The organism is Lewinella sp. JB7 (assembly GCF_024297185.1).
Classification (GTDB): Bacteria; Bacteroidota; Bacteroidia; order Chitinophagales; family Saprospiraceae; genus Neolewinella.
In genome coordinates this window covers 44,000-59,534 of record NZ_JANCTD010000012.1, presented here as the reverse complement: position 1 = coordinate 59,534, position 15,535 = coordinate 44,000, and the positions used below count along the sequence as shown (strand labels likewise).

The following is a 15,535-nucleotide window of genomic DNA, read 5'->3' as shown; positions in this document are numbered from 1 at the left end:
AACGCGATGCCGTCACAAAGGTACCGCCCAGCGGACGCTTACGGTTCCAGGCGGTAAAAATATTCCCCTTCGTACCCGTCGTACAAACCACCCAGGAGCGGGCGGTCGGAGCGGCGCAGGAGGCGCAGGAACTGATCCAGGTTGGAGACTCGTTCGCCGTTGACCGACTGGATGACGAAGCCGGTTTCCATGTTCGCGGACTCCACGGGGCTGTGCCGGAATATGGAAATGACCCGTACGCCCCCCGCCCCGTACGCCCGGAGTTCGCTCGGCGTGAGCCCCCGTACTTCAAAGCCCAGGCGGTGGAGCAGATCGTCGGAGCGTTCGCCCACCAGTTGGCCGGGCCGGTTGCTCTTATCGCGAAGCAAAATATTCCGCTCCTCGATGGCGCCGTTGCGGATGTACGTAACCCGGATGCGTTGTCCGGGGCGGTACCGGCTGAGTTGTTCCTGCATTTGCGGGCTCGAGTTGATTTCCACCCCGTTGATGGCGGTCATGACGTCACCCACCTGCAAGCCGGCGCGGGCCGCGGGGCCCTCCGGGGTCAGATTAGTGATGAGGGCGCCCCGGGCGGCGGGCAGGTTAAGCTGCTTGGCCTGTGCATCGTTGATGCCCTGGATCCATACGCCCAGCACGGCTCGCTTCACCTCCCCGTAGTCGCGCAGATCGCGGATGACGCGGTTGGCCAGGTTGCCGGGTATGGCGAAGGCAAAGCCCTCGTGGCGTCCACTATTCGTGATGATGGCGGTATTGATGCCAATCAGCTCGCCGGCGGTGTTGATCAGAGCGCCCCCACTGTTGCCGGGGTTCACGGCGGCGTCCGTCTGGATAAAACTTTCGATCCGGTCGTCGGGCTCCAGCACGTCGATGCTGCGCCCTTTAGCCGATACGATCCCCGCGGTCACCGTGCTATTGAGGCTGAAGGGGTTACCGACGGCCATGACCCACTCCCCTACCCGCAGGCTGTCGCTGTTGCCGAACATGAGGTTGGGGAGATTTTCGGCGTCGATCTTGAGCAGGGCCAGGTCGGTACTCTCATCCACGCCGATAACTTCGGCATCGAACTCGCGGCGGTCCTGCAGGGTGATCCGGATGCGCCGCGCGCCTTCGATAACGTGGTTGTTGGTGGCAATGAAGCCGTCGGGGGAGACGATCACCGCCGAGCCGGTGGTCGTGCGTTCGTCCTGCAGGTCACTCAGCAAGCTGCGCTTCAGGTAGGAACGCACGAAGACGACGGCCGGCGTGACCCGCTCGGCGGCACTGATGAAGCTGGTAGGCGAGCTGCTGGCAAAGGTGCGTAGGCGCAGGTCGTCGCGTGACGGATCCGCCGGAACCGGAGCCCTATTCGTCGGCGCGAGATAGCGAGCCGTCCCGAATACTCCGGCGGCAGCCGAGAGGAAACAGGCAAGTAGCAGTACGGCGAGTGAACGTGGGTTCATAGTCGTTCAAAACGCCACGGCCCGCCGGATTGTTACCCTAATACGGCGGGCAGGTGGGGGGAACTTATCTTTGCCCCGTGATCAGACAACCACCATCCAAGCCCGACGAAGAAGCTACCGGCAATATCTTCGGTTGGCGCATATCCCTTATCGGTCTCGGCCTCATTCTCCTGCTCGCCGCCCTGGCCGCTTACCGCCACTATACCTTGTCGGTACCGGTAGGCTTTGATGACCCCCTGGAGCAGGAAGGACGACAGGAGTACCACCAGGAAAAGGCCGCCCGGGAGAGAGCCCGCCAGGATTCGCTTCGTTTAAACCGCCAATAATGGTTCTCACCTTCGAAAAATATCAGGGTGCCGGCAACGACTTCATCCTGCTCGACGATCGCGGCACCGACCTCGTGGACCGACTGGACCGCCCGGCCATCGCCCGACTCTGCGACCGCCACTTCGGGATCGGCGCCGACGGCCTCATGTTGCTCCGGGATGCCCCCGCGCCCTACGACTTTGAAATGGTGTACTACAATGCCGACGGCGGCGTGAGCACGATGTGCGGCAACGGCGGCCGCTGCATTATCCGGTTTGCCGCCGACCTGGGTATCCAACGTGACGTTTATCATTTTCTGGCCGTCGATGGTCCCCACGAGGGCCGGATCACGCCGGAGGGGACGGTGGCTCTCGGCATGAACGACGTCACCGAGATCGTGCACCACGGCGACGACTTGGTCCTCGATACCGGATCTCCCCACTACCTGCGCTTCGTGGACGACCTGAACGCCCTGGATGTGGTTGCGGCGGGCCGCGCCGTGCGCCACTCACCGGCCTTTGCCGCGGCGGGTATCAACGTGAATTTCGTGCGCGCCACATCCGGTGCACTTGAGCTGGCGACTTACGAGCGGGGCGTGGAGGACGAAACGCTGGCCTGCGGAACCGGCGTAACCGCGGCGGTCATCGGTCATCTGCACCGGGACCCCGGAACCGGAGACGGACGCTTTCGGGTAGACGTGCGGGCCAGGGGCGGCAACTTGTCCGTCAGCGGTGAACGCCGGGGGTCCCGTTATTTTTCAATTCAACTGACCGGTCCGGCGGAGCACGTCTTTAACGGATCCATAAGTCTGTAGTATGCTTAAGTATGTTTACGTCGACGGTGACTACCGACTGACTAAGGAATCCCGTCTACACGTTTCGGACCTCAGCATACTGCGGGGATATGGGGTGTTCGATTACTTCCGGTACCTGCGGTCGACTCCCCGGTTCTTGCCCGACCACCTGGCCCGGCTGCGGCGCAGTGCGGCGGAACTGAATCTGGAAGTCCCGCTCGCGGACGAAGCGATCACGGAAATCGTGGCAGGTCTCATCGAGCGAAACGGCGGTGGAGAGGGCGGTATCCGGCTCATCGTCACCGGTGGCTACGCGGCGGACGGCTACACGCCCCGCAACCCCAACTTTCTCGCGTTGCCGAATGCCCATACGGCTCCGCCCGCGGATAAGTACGTACACGGCTGCGCGGTAATGCTGCATTCTTTCGAACGGCAACTGCCCCGCGCTAAGACCATTGACTATCTTGAAGGCATCCGGATACTGCCCCTGCTGCGGCAGGCCGGTGCCGACTATCCGGTTTACGTGGACCGGGAGGATAACGTGCGGGAGAGCGACCGGTCCAACGTCATGATCGTCCGCGGGGGAACGCTGATCACTCCGGTAGACAACATTTTGCTCGGGATTACCCGTAAGCACTTACTGGCGCTAGCGGGAGAAATCGGTATCCCGTGCGAGGAACGCCCCGTCGCGGCGGAGGAATTCCGCGCGGCGGAGGAAGCGCTGATCTGCAGCACCGTTAAGGGACCGATGCCCATCGGGCGGATTGATGGGTTGGCGAAGCCCGTAGGCCCGGTCACGCGTCGGCTCATCGAAGCCTGGCGAACCTACGAATAAAACGTAAAGCGCCCCGATCGTAGTTACGACCGGGGCGCCCAGGGGAAGAATTGATCGTCGGGGGGTCCTAGACCTCCTTATCGATGTTGCCGGTAGCGGCCTCGTCTTCTCCTTCGTTAGCGGACTGGAGGGCATCTCCGGCGGCTTCCGCGGCATCGGCTTCAGCAACGGCCTCACCGACTACCTCGGCGGCAGCTTCGGGATTAGTCTCGGCGCGGGCGGCGTCAAGTTCCGCGGTAGCGGAGGGCTCGGCCTGGGGTTCCTCGGCGGCGACTTCCGGCTCGGGCTCGGGTTCCGGCTCGGGGGGCGGCGGGGGCGTACCGGAGACGGCAGCCCGGAATTCAGCTTCCTTCTTTTCCTGAGCAGCACGACGCTCGGCGGTGGTACCTTCCTTTTCGGTGATCCACTCCTCGAACTTCTGGTCGGCTTCCTCCTGGCTGAGGGCGCCCTTGGCTACACCGCGCATCAGGTGCTTGCGGTAGAGTACGCCCTTGAAGCGCAGGATGGCCCGCACCGTATCGGTGGGCTGGGCACCCTTCATGAGCCATTCGTAGGCGGAGGTACGGTCCAGCTCGATCGTCGCGGGGACGGTCATGGGGTTGTAGGTACCGATTTTTTCGATGAACTTACCGTCGCGGGGCGCGCGGGCGTCCGCGATGACGATGTGGTAGAACGGGCGCTTACGGCGACCCTTACGCTGAAGGCGAATTTTAACTGGCATGGTGACAACTTGTCGTTTGTTATTGAAGACCGACCTACTCCCGCCAGGGGGCAGCCGGTTTTGCCGGGGCGCAAAGGTAAATAAAAAGCTAAATATAGGCACGCGATCTCCGGCAATTATTAACAGTGGTCTACTATGAACCATGAGTAGCAGGATCGGTGGGGGCTATCCGTCAACACTGCTGTAACTTGGGGGGAGAAATTATTGTGAATTTATGCCAAGCTTACTGCTCACGGATTTTGCCCTGTTTTTCGGGAGGTTTCACCCGCTCATCGTTCACCTTCCCATCGGATTTCTGTTGCTCGCGGTGTTGCTGGAGATGTGGCCGGGGGATCGGGTACGCCCGGCTATCCGGGTGGCCTGGGTACTCGGAGCAGCCTCCGCGGTCGGTGCGGCCGTGGCGGGATGGCTGCTTGCTTCCGGCGGTGGCTACGGGGGCGACGTACTGTTCTGGCACCGCTGGGCCGGGGTGGCCGTAGCCGCGCTGGCCGTCGGCGGTTGCTTCGTACAGCAGCGCGGCGGTCGCACGGCCAAGGTGTACGGCATACTCACCGCCGGCGCGCTGACGCTGGCCGGCCACCAGGGGGGAAATCTGACCCACGGAGAGACCTACCTCTTCGAACACGCCCCCCCCGTAGTGCAGCGCCTGGCGGGGCACGCCGTGGACACCTCGGCGCGCTACGATTGGTCAACCGTCGACATCGACAGTCTCAACCTATACCGTACGTTCATCCAACCCATCGTCAAGGACAAATGTGTTCGCTGCCACAACGCGGATAAGCAGAACGGCGGCCTGCGCATGGATTCGGCGCACCACCTCTACGCGGGAGGAGACTCCGGCCCCCTCTTCGTGGCCGGCAAGGCCATTGACAGCCGGTGGGTCAACCGCATCACCCTGCCCGCCGGCAACGCCAAGGCCATGCCCCCCCAGGGGCAGCGGCTGACGCACGCCGAAATTCTCCTGATTGAGCACTGGATCGATCAGGGAGCCGATACGCTGAGCCGCCTCGTGACGGACGATCTCGGCGACAACCTAAAGGCATTGCTTTTGCGGGATTACGCGCTGGACCTGCGGCCCCGCCTGTTCGTGGAAACCGTAAGGGGAAAGGTGCTGGACGAGCAAACCCGGAAAGGACTGCAGTCGCGCAACTGGCTCCTCGCGGACCTGATGCCGGGTGGACCGGCCCTAGAAGCGAAACCCCAACCGGGGAAGACGATTGACGGCGAGGCACTTCGGGAACTGTCGGCGGCGGCCAGCGGGCAAATCGCCTATCTCTCGCTCGACGATCAGCAGCTCACGGACGAAGAACTGTCTGTGATCGCCAACTTCCCCAACCTCAACCGACTCCGGCTGAACGGTACGGGGGTGGGCAACCGCACGCTGGCCGCCCTCCGGGAACTGCGGCACCTCGAGTCGGTCAATCTTTACGGTACGAAGGTGGACGATTCGGCCTTTCCGTTCTTATCTTCCTTCCCCGCCCTGCGGCGACTTTACCTGTGGCAGTCTTCGGTCAGTGCGCGGGGGGCCTCCGACTTTGCGGAAAATCATCCCCATATTGTCGTCGATACCGGGTACCACCTTACTCCGACCGAACGCACTAAATGACATAGCCTTGCAGAAACGTAGAAGCTTCTTACGCCAGTCCGCCGCGCTGGGCCTTGCGGCCCTCGGTCCGGCGGCATCCGCTATGCCCTCCGCTACGGCGACGGGCGAAACGGTGGGCCACGGTGACTTTCGCTACCGGGTCGATCAAAAGTGGGGAGACCTCGATCCCCGTCGGCACAACGTACAGCACTGCCACGAAATGGTCATGGACAGCCGCGGTCGTCTGATTTGTTCCTCCGTCTCCCTGGGCCACGACGTGCTCGTATACAGTAAGGATGGAAAACTGCTGGATGCCTGGAAGCACGACCTCCCCGAACCCCACGGAATGACGCTGGCGGGCGAGGGCGAGGATCAGACCTTCTGGATCACCGACACCATCACCGGAGCGGTAGTAAATCTGGATCTCGCCGGGCGCGTAATCCGTCAACTCGACCCTCCGCCCAAGGACCTGCTAGCGGGCAAACCGTATAAACCCACGGAAACGACGGTCACTACCGACGGGGATATCTACGTGGCGGACGGGTACGGCAGCAACCTGATCTTTCGCTACGATAGTAAGGGTAGACTGCGCGACTCCTTCGGGGGCAGCGACCACTTCGACTGTTGCCACGGCATCGCGGTCGATTACCGGACCGACCAGCCTACCCTGCTCATCACCAGTCGCGCGGCGAACGCCTTTCAGCGCTGGACCCTCGACGGCCGCCACCTGATGACCTACAACCTGCCGGGGCTTTCCATCTGCCGGCCGGTGATCGACGGAGACCATACGTACTTCGCGGTGATCGTCACAAAAAGCTGGTACAACTACGACGGCATGCTGGCGGTTCTCGATAAGGATATGCGCGTGGTTTCCCTTCCGGGTGGTAGTGAGCCGCCGGCAAGTCAGCGGGACTTCCATACGGTAGAGTACGACAACCAGACCTTCCTCAACCCCCACGACGTGTGCCTGGACGAGGACAAGAATCTTTACGTACCCCAGTGGTTCAGCGGGCGCACGTATCCCATCCGATTGAAGCGCGTGTAGCAACTACCGGTCACCATACTTCGCAGAACCGACGAAACAACGGGTAGGTAGGTGCAGCAAAACAGGGACCGAATACAGAATCCCGGGACGTAATTAATCGACCATCAGCAAAAAACCGGGGAAACATCCCGGGGGGTGGTATGTTAGCGCCATAAACACAGTAAATAACCGACCATGAAGTTCTTTATCGATACCGCCAATCTAGACGACATTCGCGAAGCTGAATCCCTCGGCATCCTCGATGGGGTAACCACGAACCCCAGCCTCATGGCCAAGGAGAGCATCAGTGGTGACGACAACGTACGCGAGCACTACAAAAAAATCTGCGAGATCACCGACGGAGACGTCAGCGCCGAGGTCATCAGCACCGACCTGGAAGGCATGAAGCGCGAGGCCGGCGAGCTGGTCAAGATCGCCGACAATATCGTCGTCAAGATCCCCATGATCCGGGAGGGCGTCAAGGCCCTGGCCTGGTGCCGGGACAACGGCATCCGCACCAACTGCACCCTGGTATTCAGCGCCGGTCAGGCCATTCTCGCCGCGAAGGCCGGAGCTACCTACGTAAGCCCCTTCATCGGCCGCATCGACGACATCGGCTGGGAGGGCATGTCCCTGATCTCGGACATTGCCGAGATCTACGCTATTCAGGGATTCGAAACCGAAATCCTGGCGGCTTCCATCCGGAACGGTAAGCATATCGTCGAAGCCGCTAAGGCGGGCGCCGACGTCGTGACCTGCCCGCTCAGCAGTTTTGACAGCTTGTTCAAGCACCCCCTGACCGACATCGGTCTGGAGAAGTTCCTGGCCGATCACAAAAAGGCCCTGAGCGTCGTTTCTTAGCCAGCTAAGCCGGGTTCCACTCGCGGAACCCGGCTTATTTTCTTCCGATTATCCGAAAACACGCATTCCTACCCGCTTATGAGTAAGCCCCGCGTAATCAAGAATTATGATAAGCTCGACGATGAGCTGCTCGAACAGATCAAACTGAACTACCCGAACGGTTTCGAGCGTCATCTGATCCGCTTCACGGACGTGAACGGTAAGATCGCCAGTGCCCTCCCCTTCGAAACGACCGAGAAGTACTACCTGATCCGGATGACCAAGTCGGAAGCGCAGTTGATCATCGAGGACGACGACGACTACGATGACGACGGTATCCTGACCGATGAGGCCCGGGAGGAATACGGCGACAAGTACGATGACGAAATCGAAGAAGCAGACATCGATCTCGATGAACTGAGCGACGAGGACGTATCGGACGATGACGACTAGGGAAAACAGCGCAGCGCGTCCTATCCTTACCGTCTCCGGTTCTCCTCACCCCCGAAGTTCCAATTCCCGGCTGCTGGCCGGCTTATCCTTCCTTACCGATCATCCGGTAGTGGCGGCTACCGTCATTGCCGACCTACCCGTATTTCAACCGGAGCGCGACCGGGCGCCCTGGCCACATCCCGTGGTAGAATGGCGAACCGCCTGGCGGGAAGCTTCGGCCGTCGTAGTATCTACCCCGGCTTACCTGCACTCGGTTCCCGCCGTCCTGAAGAATGGTCTCGAATGGTTGACCACCTCGGGCGAAGCAGCGGGCAAACCCGTACTGACCCTCACCTTCACCCCCCATCCACCCCGCGGGGAGCGAGCCATGCAGTCCCTCATCTGGAGCCTGCAGGCCCTGGAAGCCCGCATCGTCGCGTCCCTTCCTCTGTACCAGAATGCCGTGGAATTCACCGCGACGGGCGATATTGCGGACGGCCCCGACCGTGAAATGCTCGTTGAAGCGCTATCCCTGCTGGCCTAAGCCTACCCCCCCTACGTGAATCACCGTCTGATCGCCATCCTGTTTTTCGTGGCCTACTTCATCGGGGGCTACGCAATCGTGGACGACTACGGCATCACCTACGACGAAGCGGTGCAACGGCGACACGGACACGTCACCGTAGCCTACGTCGCCGATCGACTCGGCTGGGAGCATCCGCCGCTCGATACCGAGGGAAAATCATTCAGCCAGTACGGCATGATCTACCAGATCGTGGCCACCCTGCTGGAAATTAAGCTTGACGCGCTCGACGACCCCTACCGGTACTACCGCATACGGCACGTCATGAACTACCTGCTTTTCGGCGTGGCCTTACTGTTTTTCTACCGCACGCTCCGCCTCCGCTGGCCCGACCGTAGGTGGTATCCCCTGATCGGGACGGCCGTCCTGTTACTTAGCCCCCGCATTTTCGCCCACGCCTTCTTTAATCCCAAGGACCATATTCTCCTGGTCTTTTACCTGATCGCCACGTACACTCTCCTGAGGTTTCTCCGTACACGTACCAACGGTGCCCTGGCGCTGCACATTCTCGCCTCGGCCCTGGCGCTGAACACCCGACTGCCGGCCATGATCATTCCGGCGGCCACTATGCTGTTGTTGTTGTGGGAACAGTTGGTTGAGCGCCCCCGGGGATACCGGCGACTGGTGCAGGCGGCGGTCTACCTTCCGGCCACCGTACTCCTGATGCTCCCCTTTTTTCCCTACCTCTGGGTAGATACGGGTAGCCGACTCACCGGGGCGATTTCCAGCATGTCGGACTACAGCTGGGACAGCTACGTGTTACTGTTCGGCAATTCACTGCACGCGATGGAACTGCCGGCTTACTACATTCCGGCCTGGATTGCCATCACCACGCCATTAACTTACTTGTTCTTCATGCTAGTTGGGATCGGCTACACTCTACGGTCGACGTTCAGCGGCCTGTGGCGGGGCAAGCCATGGTCGGATTACTACGATCAAATGGACGTTGTACAACTGGGCTTGTCCATCGGTCCCATTCTCGTCGTGATCGTTCTACACTCCACGCTCTACAACGGGTGGCGTCACTTGCATTTCGTGTATCCGGGCCTGGTCTTCCTCTTGTTGGTCGGTTTTGCGAGATTCGAGCGCCGCTACCGCCACTGGCCGCGAATCGTGCTGGCGCTCGGTATGCTGGTCACGGCCGTCAATATGGTGCGCATGCATCCCCAGCAGCAGGTGTACTTCAACTACCTGATCAGCGGTAATCCGGTATTGAAAAGGTTCGACATGGACTACTGGGGCGCCGGCTACCGGGAAGCCCTGCTGCAACTCGCCGACCAAATTCCCGCGGGGGAAACCCGTCGGGTCAAGTGCCAAAACTGGCCGTGCATAGATAACATCCGCGCCCTTCCCCCGGCGGCCCGGGCGAAGATCATCAACGAACCGCGGTGGCACCTGGCCGACTACGTAGCCACCAATTTCCTCTATCCCGAAGAGCGGGAGCAGATTGGCAAGCGGGCCGTTCATTTTTCGCGGCCCGTGGTTGAAATCGCCCCCCGTGGGGACATCAGCATCGGCATTTACGAAATAAACTATGAGTAAGCGTATCGGGCTTCTGTCGGACACCCACTCCTACCTCGACCCTTCCGTATTTAAACACTTTCGGAACTGCGACGAGATCTGGCACGCGGGCGACGTGGGTGACCCCGCCGTGCTGGACGCGCTGGAAGAATTCAGACCGCTCCGGGGCGTTTACGGAAACATCGACGACGCGACGGTACGTCAACGGCTTCCCCTCAATGATTTCTTTACCATCGAGGACGTACCCGTGCTCATCACCCACATCGGCGGTTATCCGGGGCGGTACACGACACGGGTGCGTAATCTCATCGAGGAGCTGCAACCCACGTTGTACATCTGCGGGCACAGCCACATCCTAAAGGTCATGATGGATAAACCCCGGGGCGTACTGCACATGAATCCCGGCGCCTGCGGGCGGCACGGCTTTCACCGCATGCGCACCCTGCTGCGTTTTGAAGTAGCCGGGGGGCGGGTAGAAAATCTGGAAGTGATCGAGCTTGGCCTGCGGGGCAGCCTCGACTAGTCCTGCATCGTTTCGGGCAGTTCGAGGCCCATCGATTTGGCCCGGGTGCGCCAGCGTTCGCGGGCAAGGCGCTGCATATCCTGGGTACTGTCCATCTCATCCATGATCTCTAGACCCAACAGGGTCTCCATCGCGTCCTCCATCGTGACCAGGCCTTCCATGCCGCCGAATTCGTCGACGACCATCGCGATGGGTTCCCGACGCTCGAGCATCAGATCGATGAGTTTGTGCAGGGAAGTATCCTGTACTACGGCGAGCATATCGCGCGCCAGTACCTTCACCGGCTCGTCGTCCCGCTTTTCGATGATGGCTTTGTACACCATGTCCTTGAGCACGTAGCCCAGCACCTGATCACGGGTTTCCCCGAAGATCGGGTAGCGGCTGAAGGGACTGTTGTCGAACTTCTCGTAGAACTCCCGGATGGTGAGCGTGGCCCAGGCGCCGACCACCACCGTGCGGGGGGTCATCACGTCGTGAACGGTAAGCGATTCGAAGTTGAGCAGGTTGCGTAAGATTCGCCCTTCTTCTTCCTTAAGCTGCCCTTCCTCCGTCTGGGCCTCCGCCATCATGGCGAATTCCACCCGGGTAAGCGCCGTCGAGTGGGCCTCTCCCCCACCCGTCATTCTATTGATGAGGTTCGAGAACTGTACGATGCCCAGCAGTTTGAAGATCTTGACCAGTACGTTGAGCGACTTTACCGTGAAGGGAGCAAGTTGTTTCCAGTAGGTTGCTCCCAGGTTCTTAGGGATGATCTCCGAAAAAATGAGGATGGCGAGCGTCATGACTACACTCACCACCACTTCGTACGAGAGTTCGTAGTCCACGAAGGGAAGCTCGAACCCACCCTCCCCGAAGGCCGCCCCGGTACTGGCTCCCACCAGAATGGCACCTACGGTGTGAGCGATGGTATTCAGCGAGAGGATTGCCGTCAGGGGCTCGTTCAGTTCCTGCTTGAAGCGTTGCAGCAGCATACCGGTCGTCCCGCCTTCCTTGACCTTGATCTGGACGTAGCTGGGGGTGATCGACAACAGTACCGCCTCGAAGATCGAGCACAGGAAGCTGAAGGCAATGGAAAAGAGGGCGAATAATAATAAGGGGACCATGTAAGCGGACTAGTTACCGCCTCTAGAAGGCGGGGTAAGGCCCATTAGTTTACGTACAGCTTCTGAAAGGGCACAATCACGTCCGCGGGGTCCAGGCCGTTGAGACGTCGGAGTTCCTCTACGCTGACGCTGTACTGCCGGGAGATCGAGTACAGGCTGTCCCCTTCCCGCACCTGGTGGGTGATCCGCATGTCCGGCTGGGAAGGAGACGATCCGTAGGTAGTGGGAGGGGTATCCGAACCGATGTTGATCCCCGCGCCGTAGGCGGGGGGCGTGTAGGCGGGGGAGGGTTCCGACACCGGATGCGCGGGGGGGACCACGACGTGAACGTTAGGCTGGGCGACCGGAACGGGCTGGGCGTAGCTTTCCGTATAGGGCTGCGGGGGGGCCGCGTAATCGTCGGCGGGGCGCGCGGGAGCCGGCGTCACGTAAGAGCTGGGCTGCGGGATTTCCTCTTCCACGACGGGCGCGGGGGTGGTGGGTGCGGCCGGCGGACAGTTACAATCGCTCGTACGGAGCCGTTGTCCTACCTGCGCAACCGTCTGATCCCCCAACTGATTGAACTCGCGAAAACGGGCCGTCGTGTAGCCAAACCGCAGGGCCAGACTGGCCAGGGTTTCCCCTGGCTGGACAATGTGAAACTTGCCGGAGGTGACGGATGCGGTCTCGGTATACGGCCGTTCGTACGGGACGGGGGCGGCCTGTTCTTCGGCGTATTCGTAACTGTTGTACACAGGCTCGGAGGGGGCGTCGGCAGCGTCGATCGTAAGCTGCTGGCCGACGTAGATCGTGTTGTCGCGCAGACCGTTACGCTGCCGGATAGCGTCAACTCCTACACCGTAGCGACGAGAAATTGCGTAGAGGGTTTCCCCACGTACCACCTGGTGAACCGTGACGGGGGCCGATGTTGGCTGGGCAGGTGGCATGGTCGCTTCCGGGACTTCGACGTAGGGTACGTCTTTTGCCTGTGCGGCGGCGGTTATGCGGGGAGTCTCGGGTTCCACGTACAGCGGGCGAAAGTTGCGCTGAGCGAACGAATAACTCGATTCGGTTGCGGAAGGCGCGCACAGGTCGGTCAGGTATTGTTCCAGCGATACTCCATTCACTTCACGCGCCGAAATTTCGGATTCCTTGCCGAATTTTCCGTCGCTGGACATATGTCGCTCGACGATGCCGAGCCGGGGGACGAGCTTGTACCGGATGACCGGATAAGCGCTGTGGGGATTTTGCTGGCGGAACAGGAAGGCGCCCGAACAGTCGTCGCCTTCCTTACCCTCGAAATACACCCGGGCCCCCTCGTTTCCGTTGTCGATATCGACGCCGATGACGGCATCCTCCCGGTTGAAACTGAAGGCGGCGAAGGGAGATCGATAGCGCAGATCGTCATCGCGCGATTCCAGGGTAGCCGCCATGACCACGGGCTGAACCTGGTACTGTTCTTCTCCAGCTCGCAGTACAACGAACAGGTGGGTTTGTCCCTGATTAATGCGATCGGCCAGTTCCGCCGTAAGGGTGTTGCTGGAACACTGTAGGTAGTCCGCCGGGGGGAGGGCCTGGTAAGTAGCTCCTTCTGCGTCCGTCTCGAAAATCAGCGTGGTGCCGTTGGACGCCGTCAGTCCGTAGGAATAGTAGTCCATGCGCGGCTGCCCGTCGATCATTCGCTCGTACCGGATGCGGTTCATGCAGTCTTCATCGAACAGCAGATATATTCGATCCGCCTTTACCCCGCCGGCCCAGGTGAGCAGGGCAACAATTACCAAAAGTGGTTTCATCTTCTAAGTGGTTTGGCAGCGTAAGTGGAACGGGGCAATAAACACGAGAACGGAACGATCCTCCCGACCTTGCCAACAATCGCAATTTTAAGGCACCCGCGACACGTACGTGACACGTTCGGCGGGATCCAACCGGCATTTACGGGCGAAGGTAAGGTAGGCAGAAAAGTCAATTTGGTATCCACAGTTAGGAAGCGTTAAAAATATTATTTGTTTACAAACATCTGCCCCCCCGGGAGCCTCTTAGGGTAAACCAACGCGCATGAAATTCCCGGCTACCCTGATTCTGTTATTCTGTTGTCTGGCGTGCGGACCCGGCGGTGAACGGCAGGAAATCGACCTGAGTGACTCGGTGGTTGAAAATCCGGTCGACGGGGTCGGTCATTACGTCTATGCCCTCAACCTGCCCGAGGTAATCTCGGCCGGTGAAAAATTCGAGGTGCAGATGGAATGGCGCACGGTCGGTAGCGTGGACCCCAATGCCCGCTATACCATGGACATCATCCTCGACGGACCCTCCACGAAAGTGTACTCCATCCCCGCGGGCGCCAATACCGTAGGCGAGTTGCACCTAGCCAATTGGCTAAGCTACACCTTTGACGTGCCGGAGGCATTTCCGGTCGGTAACTACACCGTCGGGGTCCGACTGCGCGATGCCAACCGCGACCTCCGTGAGGTGCCCCTGGGGTACAAGGAGTCCCTGGCCATGGACGACGGCTTTTACCGCCTCGGAGAAGTGGAATTGGTCCCCTAAACCTCTACGTAATAATCGTCCAGCTTGCGCTCCTTGGGATCGCCGAGTTTATCGACGGACTTCGCGACAAGCATGGCTACGGTGGCGTCGCCCGTGACGTTAGCCACCGTCCGGCACATGTCCAGCGGCCGGTCCACCGCAAAGATCAGGGCCAGTCCTACTTCGGGGATGCCCACCTGTCCGAGTACGATCACCAGCATAACCATGCCCGCGCCCGGCACCGCCGCCGAGCCGATACTGGCCGCCAGGGCCGTGGTAATAATGGTGAGCTGATCGCCCAGATCCAGCCCGATCCCGTATGCCTGAGCAATGAAGACCGCCGCGACGGCCTGATACAGGCTCGTACCGTCCATATTGATGGTGGCCCCGATGGGCAGTACGAAACTCGTCACTTCCTCGTCCACGCCCAGGTGCTCTTCCACCCGTTCCATCGTAACGGGCAGCGTGGCGGCGCTCGAACTGGTACTGAAGGCCAGCAGTTGCGCCGGACTGATGCCGCTCATGAAGTTCGCGTAGCTGGTCCCGGTGAACACCCGCACGAGGAGTGGGTAAATGATGAGGACCATGATCGCCAGTCCGCCCAGTACGCATGCGCTGTACTTTACCAGGGCGAAGAACAGGTCCTTGCTCGGGGCTTCCACCACCAGCGCCGCCAGCAGGGCGAAGACGCCGAAGGGCGCCGCCAGCATGATGAGATCGATCAGCTTCAGCACGACTTCGTTCACCCCGTCGAAAAAGTCCTTGACCGGCTGGGCCCGTTTCGGATCGATGAGGATGAGCCCGACGGCGAAGAAAATGACGAAAAAGATGACCTGCAGCATGTTGCCGTTGTTGCTCGCCGCTCCCACGATATTGTCCGGGACGAGGTCGACCAGCGCCTGAAGCGGACCGGTGTCCGCCTGTTCACTCGCGGCCGTAATCCTGGCTCCTGCGTCCTCCGCAAAATCATTAAGCAGATTATCCCGCGTGGTCTGGTCTAGTCCCCGACCGGGGCCGACCACATTGACGATGACGAGGCCGATCACGATGGCCACCACCGTGGTGGAAATGTACAACAGGATGGTACGTACGCCCATCGTGCTCAGTTTGCTGATGTCCTTCAGATCCGTGATCCCCTTGATGAGGGAAGCAACGATCAGCGGGATGGCGATCAGTTTGAGGCTGTTGATGAAGATGGTACCGAAGGGCTTGATCCAGTCACCGACAAAGTCACCCCAGTCCATGGCGGAGGCGAGTACGCCAAAGGCTACGCCCAGGGCCATACCGAGTAATATCTGCCAGTGCAGTGCAAGCTTCTTCATAAT

General features: G+C 60.4%; 16 protein-coding genes. 11 read left to right on the top strand and 5 right to left on the bottom strand.

The window, feature by feature from the left end; translation table 11 throughout:
- Window positions 1-38 precede the first annotated feature (38 nt).
- Window positions 39-1,439 carry a trypsin-like peptidase domain-containing protein gene (locus NMA52_RS17650; RefSeq protein WP_254829032.1) on the bottom strand — a complete coding sequence of 467 codons (1,401 nt, stop codon included), beginning with the start codon at window positions 1,437-1,439 and terminating at the stop codon, window positions 39-41.
- A 77-nt stretch (window positions 1,440-1,516) separates the two neighbouring features.
- Between NMA52_RS17650 and NMA52_RS17645 the strand changes: the two genes are divergently transcribed.
- The 3 genes from NMA52_RS17645 to NMA52_RS17635 are packed head-to-tail and all read left to right on the top strand — an operon-like array spanning window position 1,517 to window position 3,373.
- Complete coding sequence (locus NMA52_RS17645) at window positions 1,517-1,765, top strand: hypothetical protein (RefSeq protein ID WP_254829031.1); 249 nt, start codon at window positions 1,517-1,519, stop codon at window positions 1,763-1,765.
- A complete protein-coding gene (gene dapF, locus NMA52_RS17640) occupies window positions 1,765-2,559 on the top strand; it encodes a diaminopimelate epimerase (RefSeq protein ID WP_254829030.1) in 795 nt (264 codons plus the stop codon). The genes NMA52_RS17645 and dapF overlap by 1 nt, the downstream gene beginning before the upstream one ends.
- Window position 2,560: 1 nt before the next feature.
- Window positions 2,561-3,373 carry an aminotransferase class IV gene (locus NMA52_RS17635; RefSeq protein WP_254829029.1) on the top strand — a complete coding sequence of 271 codons (813 nt, stop codon included), beginning with the start codon at window positions 2,561-2,563 and terminating at the stop codon, window positions 3,371-3,373.
- 67 nt (window positions 3,374-3,440) lie between these two features.
- Here the strand turns inward: NMA52_RS17635 and rpsP are convergent, their stop codons facing one another.
- On the bottom strand, window positions 3,441-4,094 hold the full coding sequence (rpsP, locus tag NMA52_RS19005; RefSeq protein ID WP_305884750.1) for a 30S ribosomal protein S16: 654 nt from the start codon (window positions 4,092-4,094) through the stop codon (window positions 3,441-3,443).
- 214 nt (window positions 4,095-4,308) lie between these two features.
- Here rpsP and NMA52_RS17625 point away from each other — a divergent pair, with 214 nt between their 5' ends.
- The 7 genes from NMA52_RS17625 to NMA52_RS17595 all read left to right on the top strand — a co-directional run bounded on the left by NMA52_RS17625 (window position 4,309) and on the right by NMA52_RS17595 (window position 10,602).
- Window positions 4,309-5,700, top strand: a complete 1,392-nt coding sequence (locus tag NMA52_RS17625) for a c-type cytochrome domain-containing protein (protein WP_254829028.1) — start codon at window positions 4,309-4,311, stop codon at window positions 5,698-5,700.
- 7 nt (window positions 5,701-5,707) lie between these two features.
- A complete protein-coding gene (locus tag NMA52_RS17620; protein WP_254829027.1) occupies window positions 5,708-6,724 on the top strand; it encodes a 6-bladed beta-propeller in 1,017 nt (338 codons plus the stop codon).
- A 174-nt stretch (window positions 6,725-6,898) separates the two neighbouring features.
- Window positions 6,899-7,564, top strand: a complete 666-nt coding sequence (fsa, locus tag NMA52_RS17615) for a fructose-6-phosphate aldolase (RefSeq protein ID WP_254829026.1) — start codon at window positions 6,899-6,901, stop codon at window positions 7,562-7,564.
- Between the two features lie 78 nt (window positions 7,565-7,642).
- On the top strand, window positions 7,643-7,996 hold the full coding sequence (locus NMA52_RS17610) for a hypothetical protein (RefSeq protein WP_254829025.1): 354 nt from the start codon (window positions 7,643-7,645) through the stop codon (window positions 7,994-7,996).
- Window positions 7,986-8,519 (top strand): NADPH-dependent FMN reductase, encoded by a 534-nt coding sequence (locus NMA52_RS17605; protein WP_254829024.1) that lies wholly within the window; start codon window positions 7,986-7,988, stop codon window positions 8,517-8,519. The genes NMA52_RS17610 and NMA52_RS17605 overlap by 11 nt, the downstream gene beginning before the upstream one ends.
- Window positions 8,520-8,534: 15 nt before the next feature.
- Complete coding sequence (locus tag NMA52_RS17600; RefSeq protein ID WP_254829023.1) at window positions 8,535-10,100, top strand: glycosyltransferase family 39 protein; 1,566 nt, start codon at window positions 8,535-8,537, stop codon at window positions 10,098-10,100.
- Window positions 10,093-10,602, top strand: a complete 510-nt coding sequence (locus NMA52_RS17595; protein WP_254829022.1) for a metallophosphoesterase — start codon at window positions 10,093-10,095, stop codon at window positions 10,600-10,602. The genes NMA52_RS17600 and NMA52_RS17595 overlap by 8 nt, the downstream gene beginning before the upstream one ends.
- Here the strand turns inward: NMA52_RS17595 and NMA52_RS17590 are convergent.
- Window positions 10,599-11,705 (bottom strand): CNNM domain-containing protein, encoded by a 1,107-nt coding sequence (locus NMA52_RS17590; RefSeq protein ID WP_254829021.1) that lies wholly within the window; start codon window positions 11,703-11,705, stop codon window positions 10,599-10,601. The genes NMA52_RS17595 and NMA52_RS17590 overlap by 4 nt on opposite strands.
- Before the next feature lie 44 nt (window positions 11,706-11,749).
- On the bottom strand, window positions 11,750-13,477 hold the full coding sequence (locus NMA52_RS17585; protein WP_254829020.1) for a LysM peptidoglycan-binding domain-containing protein: 1,728 nt from the start codon (window positions 13,475-13,477) through the stop codon (window positions 11,750-11,752).
- Window positions 13,478-13,739: 262 nt separating this feature from the next.
- Here NMA52_RS17585 and NMA52_RS17580 point away from each other — a divergent pair, with 262 nt between their 5' ends.
- Window positions 13,740-14,231: a hypothetical protein gene (locus tag NMA52_RS17580; protein WP_254829019.1), complete on the top strand. Its 492-nt coding sequence runs from the start codon at window positions 13,740-13,742 to the stop codon at window positions 14,229-14,231.
- Here the strand turns inward: NMA52_RS17580 and NMA52_RS17575 are convergent.
- Window positions 14,228-15,532: a dicarboxylate/amino acid:cation symporter gene (locus NMA52_RS17575; protein ID WP_254829018.1), complete on the bottom strand. Its 1,305-nt coding sequence runs from the start codon at window positions 15,530-15,532 to the stop codon at window positions 14,228-14,230. The genes NMA52_RS17580 and NMA52_RS17575 overlap by 4 nt on opposite strands.
- Between the last annotated feature and the right edge of the window lie 3 nt (window positions 15,533-15,535).

Excerpts from the sequence above, each read along its gene's own strand:
- NMA52_RS17605 (WP_254829024.1), top strand. The coding sequence starts at position 7,986 with ATGACGACTAGGGAAAACAGCGCAGCGCGTCCTATCCTTACCGTCTCC.
- NMA52_RS17635 (WP_254829029.1), top strand. The coding sequence starts at position 2,561 with ATGCTTAAGTATGTTTACGTCGACGGTGACTACCGACTGACTAAGGAA.
- NMA52_RS17585 (WP_254829020.1), bottom strand. The coding sequence starts at position 13,477 with ATGAAACCACTTTTGGTAATTGTTGCCCTGCTCACCTGGGCCGGCGGG.
- NMA52_RS17590 (WP_254829021.1), bottom strand. The coding sequence starts at position 11,705 with ATGGTCCCCTTATTATTATTCGCCCTCTTTTCCATTGCCTTCAGCTTC.
- NMA52_RS17610 (WP_254829025.1), top strand. The coding sequence starts at position 7,643 with ATGAGTAAGCCCCGCGTAATCAAGAATTATGATAAGCTCGACGATGAG.
- dapF (WP_254829030.1), top strand. The coding sequence starts at position 1,765 with ATGGTTCTCACCTTCGAAAAATATCAGGGTGCCGGCAACGACTTCATC.
- NMA52_RS17625 (WP_254829028.1), top strand. The coding sequence starts at position 4,309 with ATGCCAAGCTTACTGCTCACGGATTTTGCCCTGTTTTTCGGGAGGTTT.
- NMA52_RS17575 (WP_254829018.1), bottom strand. The coding sequence starts at position 15,532 with ATGAAGAAGCTTGCACTGCACTGGCAGATATTACTCGGTATGGCCCTG.
- rpsP (WP_305884750.1), bottom strand. The coding sequence starts at position 4,094 with ATGCCAGTTAAAATTCGCCTTCAGCGTAAGGGTCGCCGTAAGCGCCCG.
- NMA52_RS17650 (WP_254829032.1), bottom strand. The coding sequence starts at position 1,439 with ATGAACCCACGTTCACTCGCCGTACTGCTACTTGCCTGTTTCCTCTCG.
- NMA52_RS17580 (WP_254829019.1), top strand. The coding sequence starts at position 13,740 with ATGAAATTCCCGGCTACCCTGATTCTGTTATTCTGTTGTCTGGCGTGC.
- fsa (WP_254829026.1), top strand. The coding sequence starts at position 6,899 with ATGAAGTTCTTTATCGATACCGCCAATCTAGACGACATTCGCGAAGCT.
- NMA52_RS17595 (WP_254829022.1), top strand. The coding sequence starts at position 10,093 with ATGAGTAAGCGTATCGGGCTTCTGTCGGACACCCACTCCTACCTCGAC.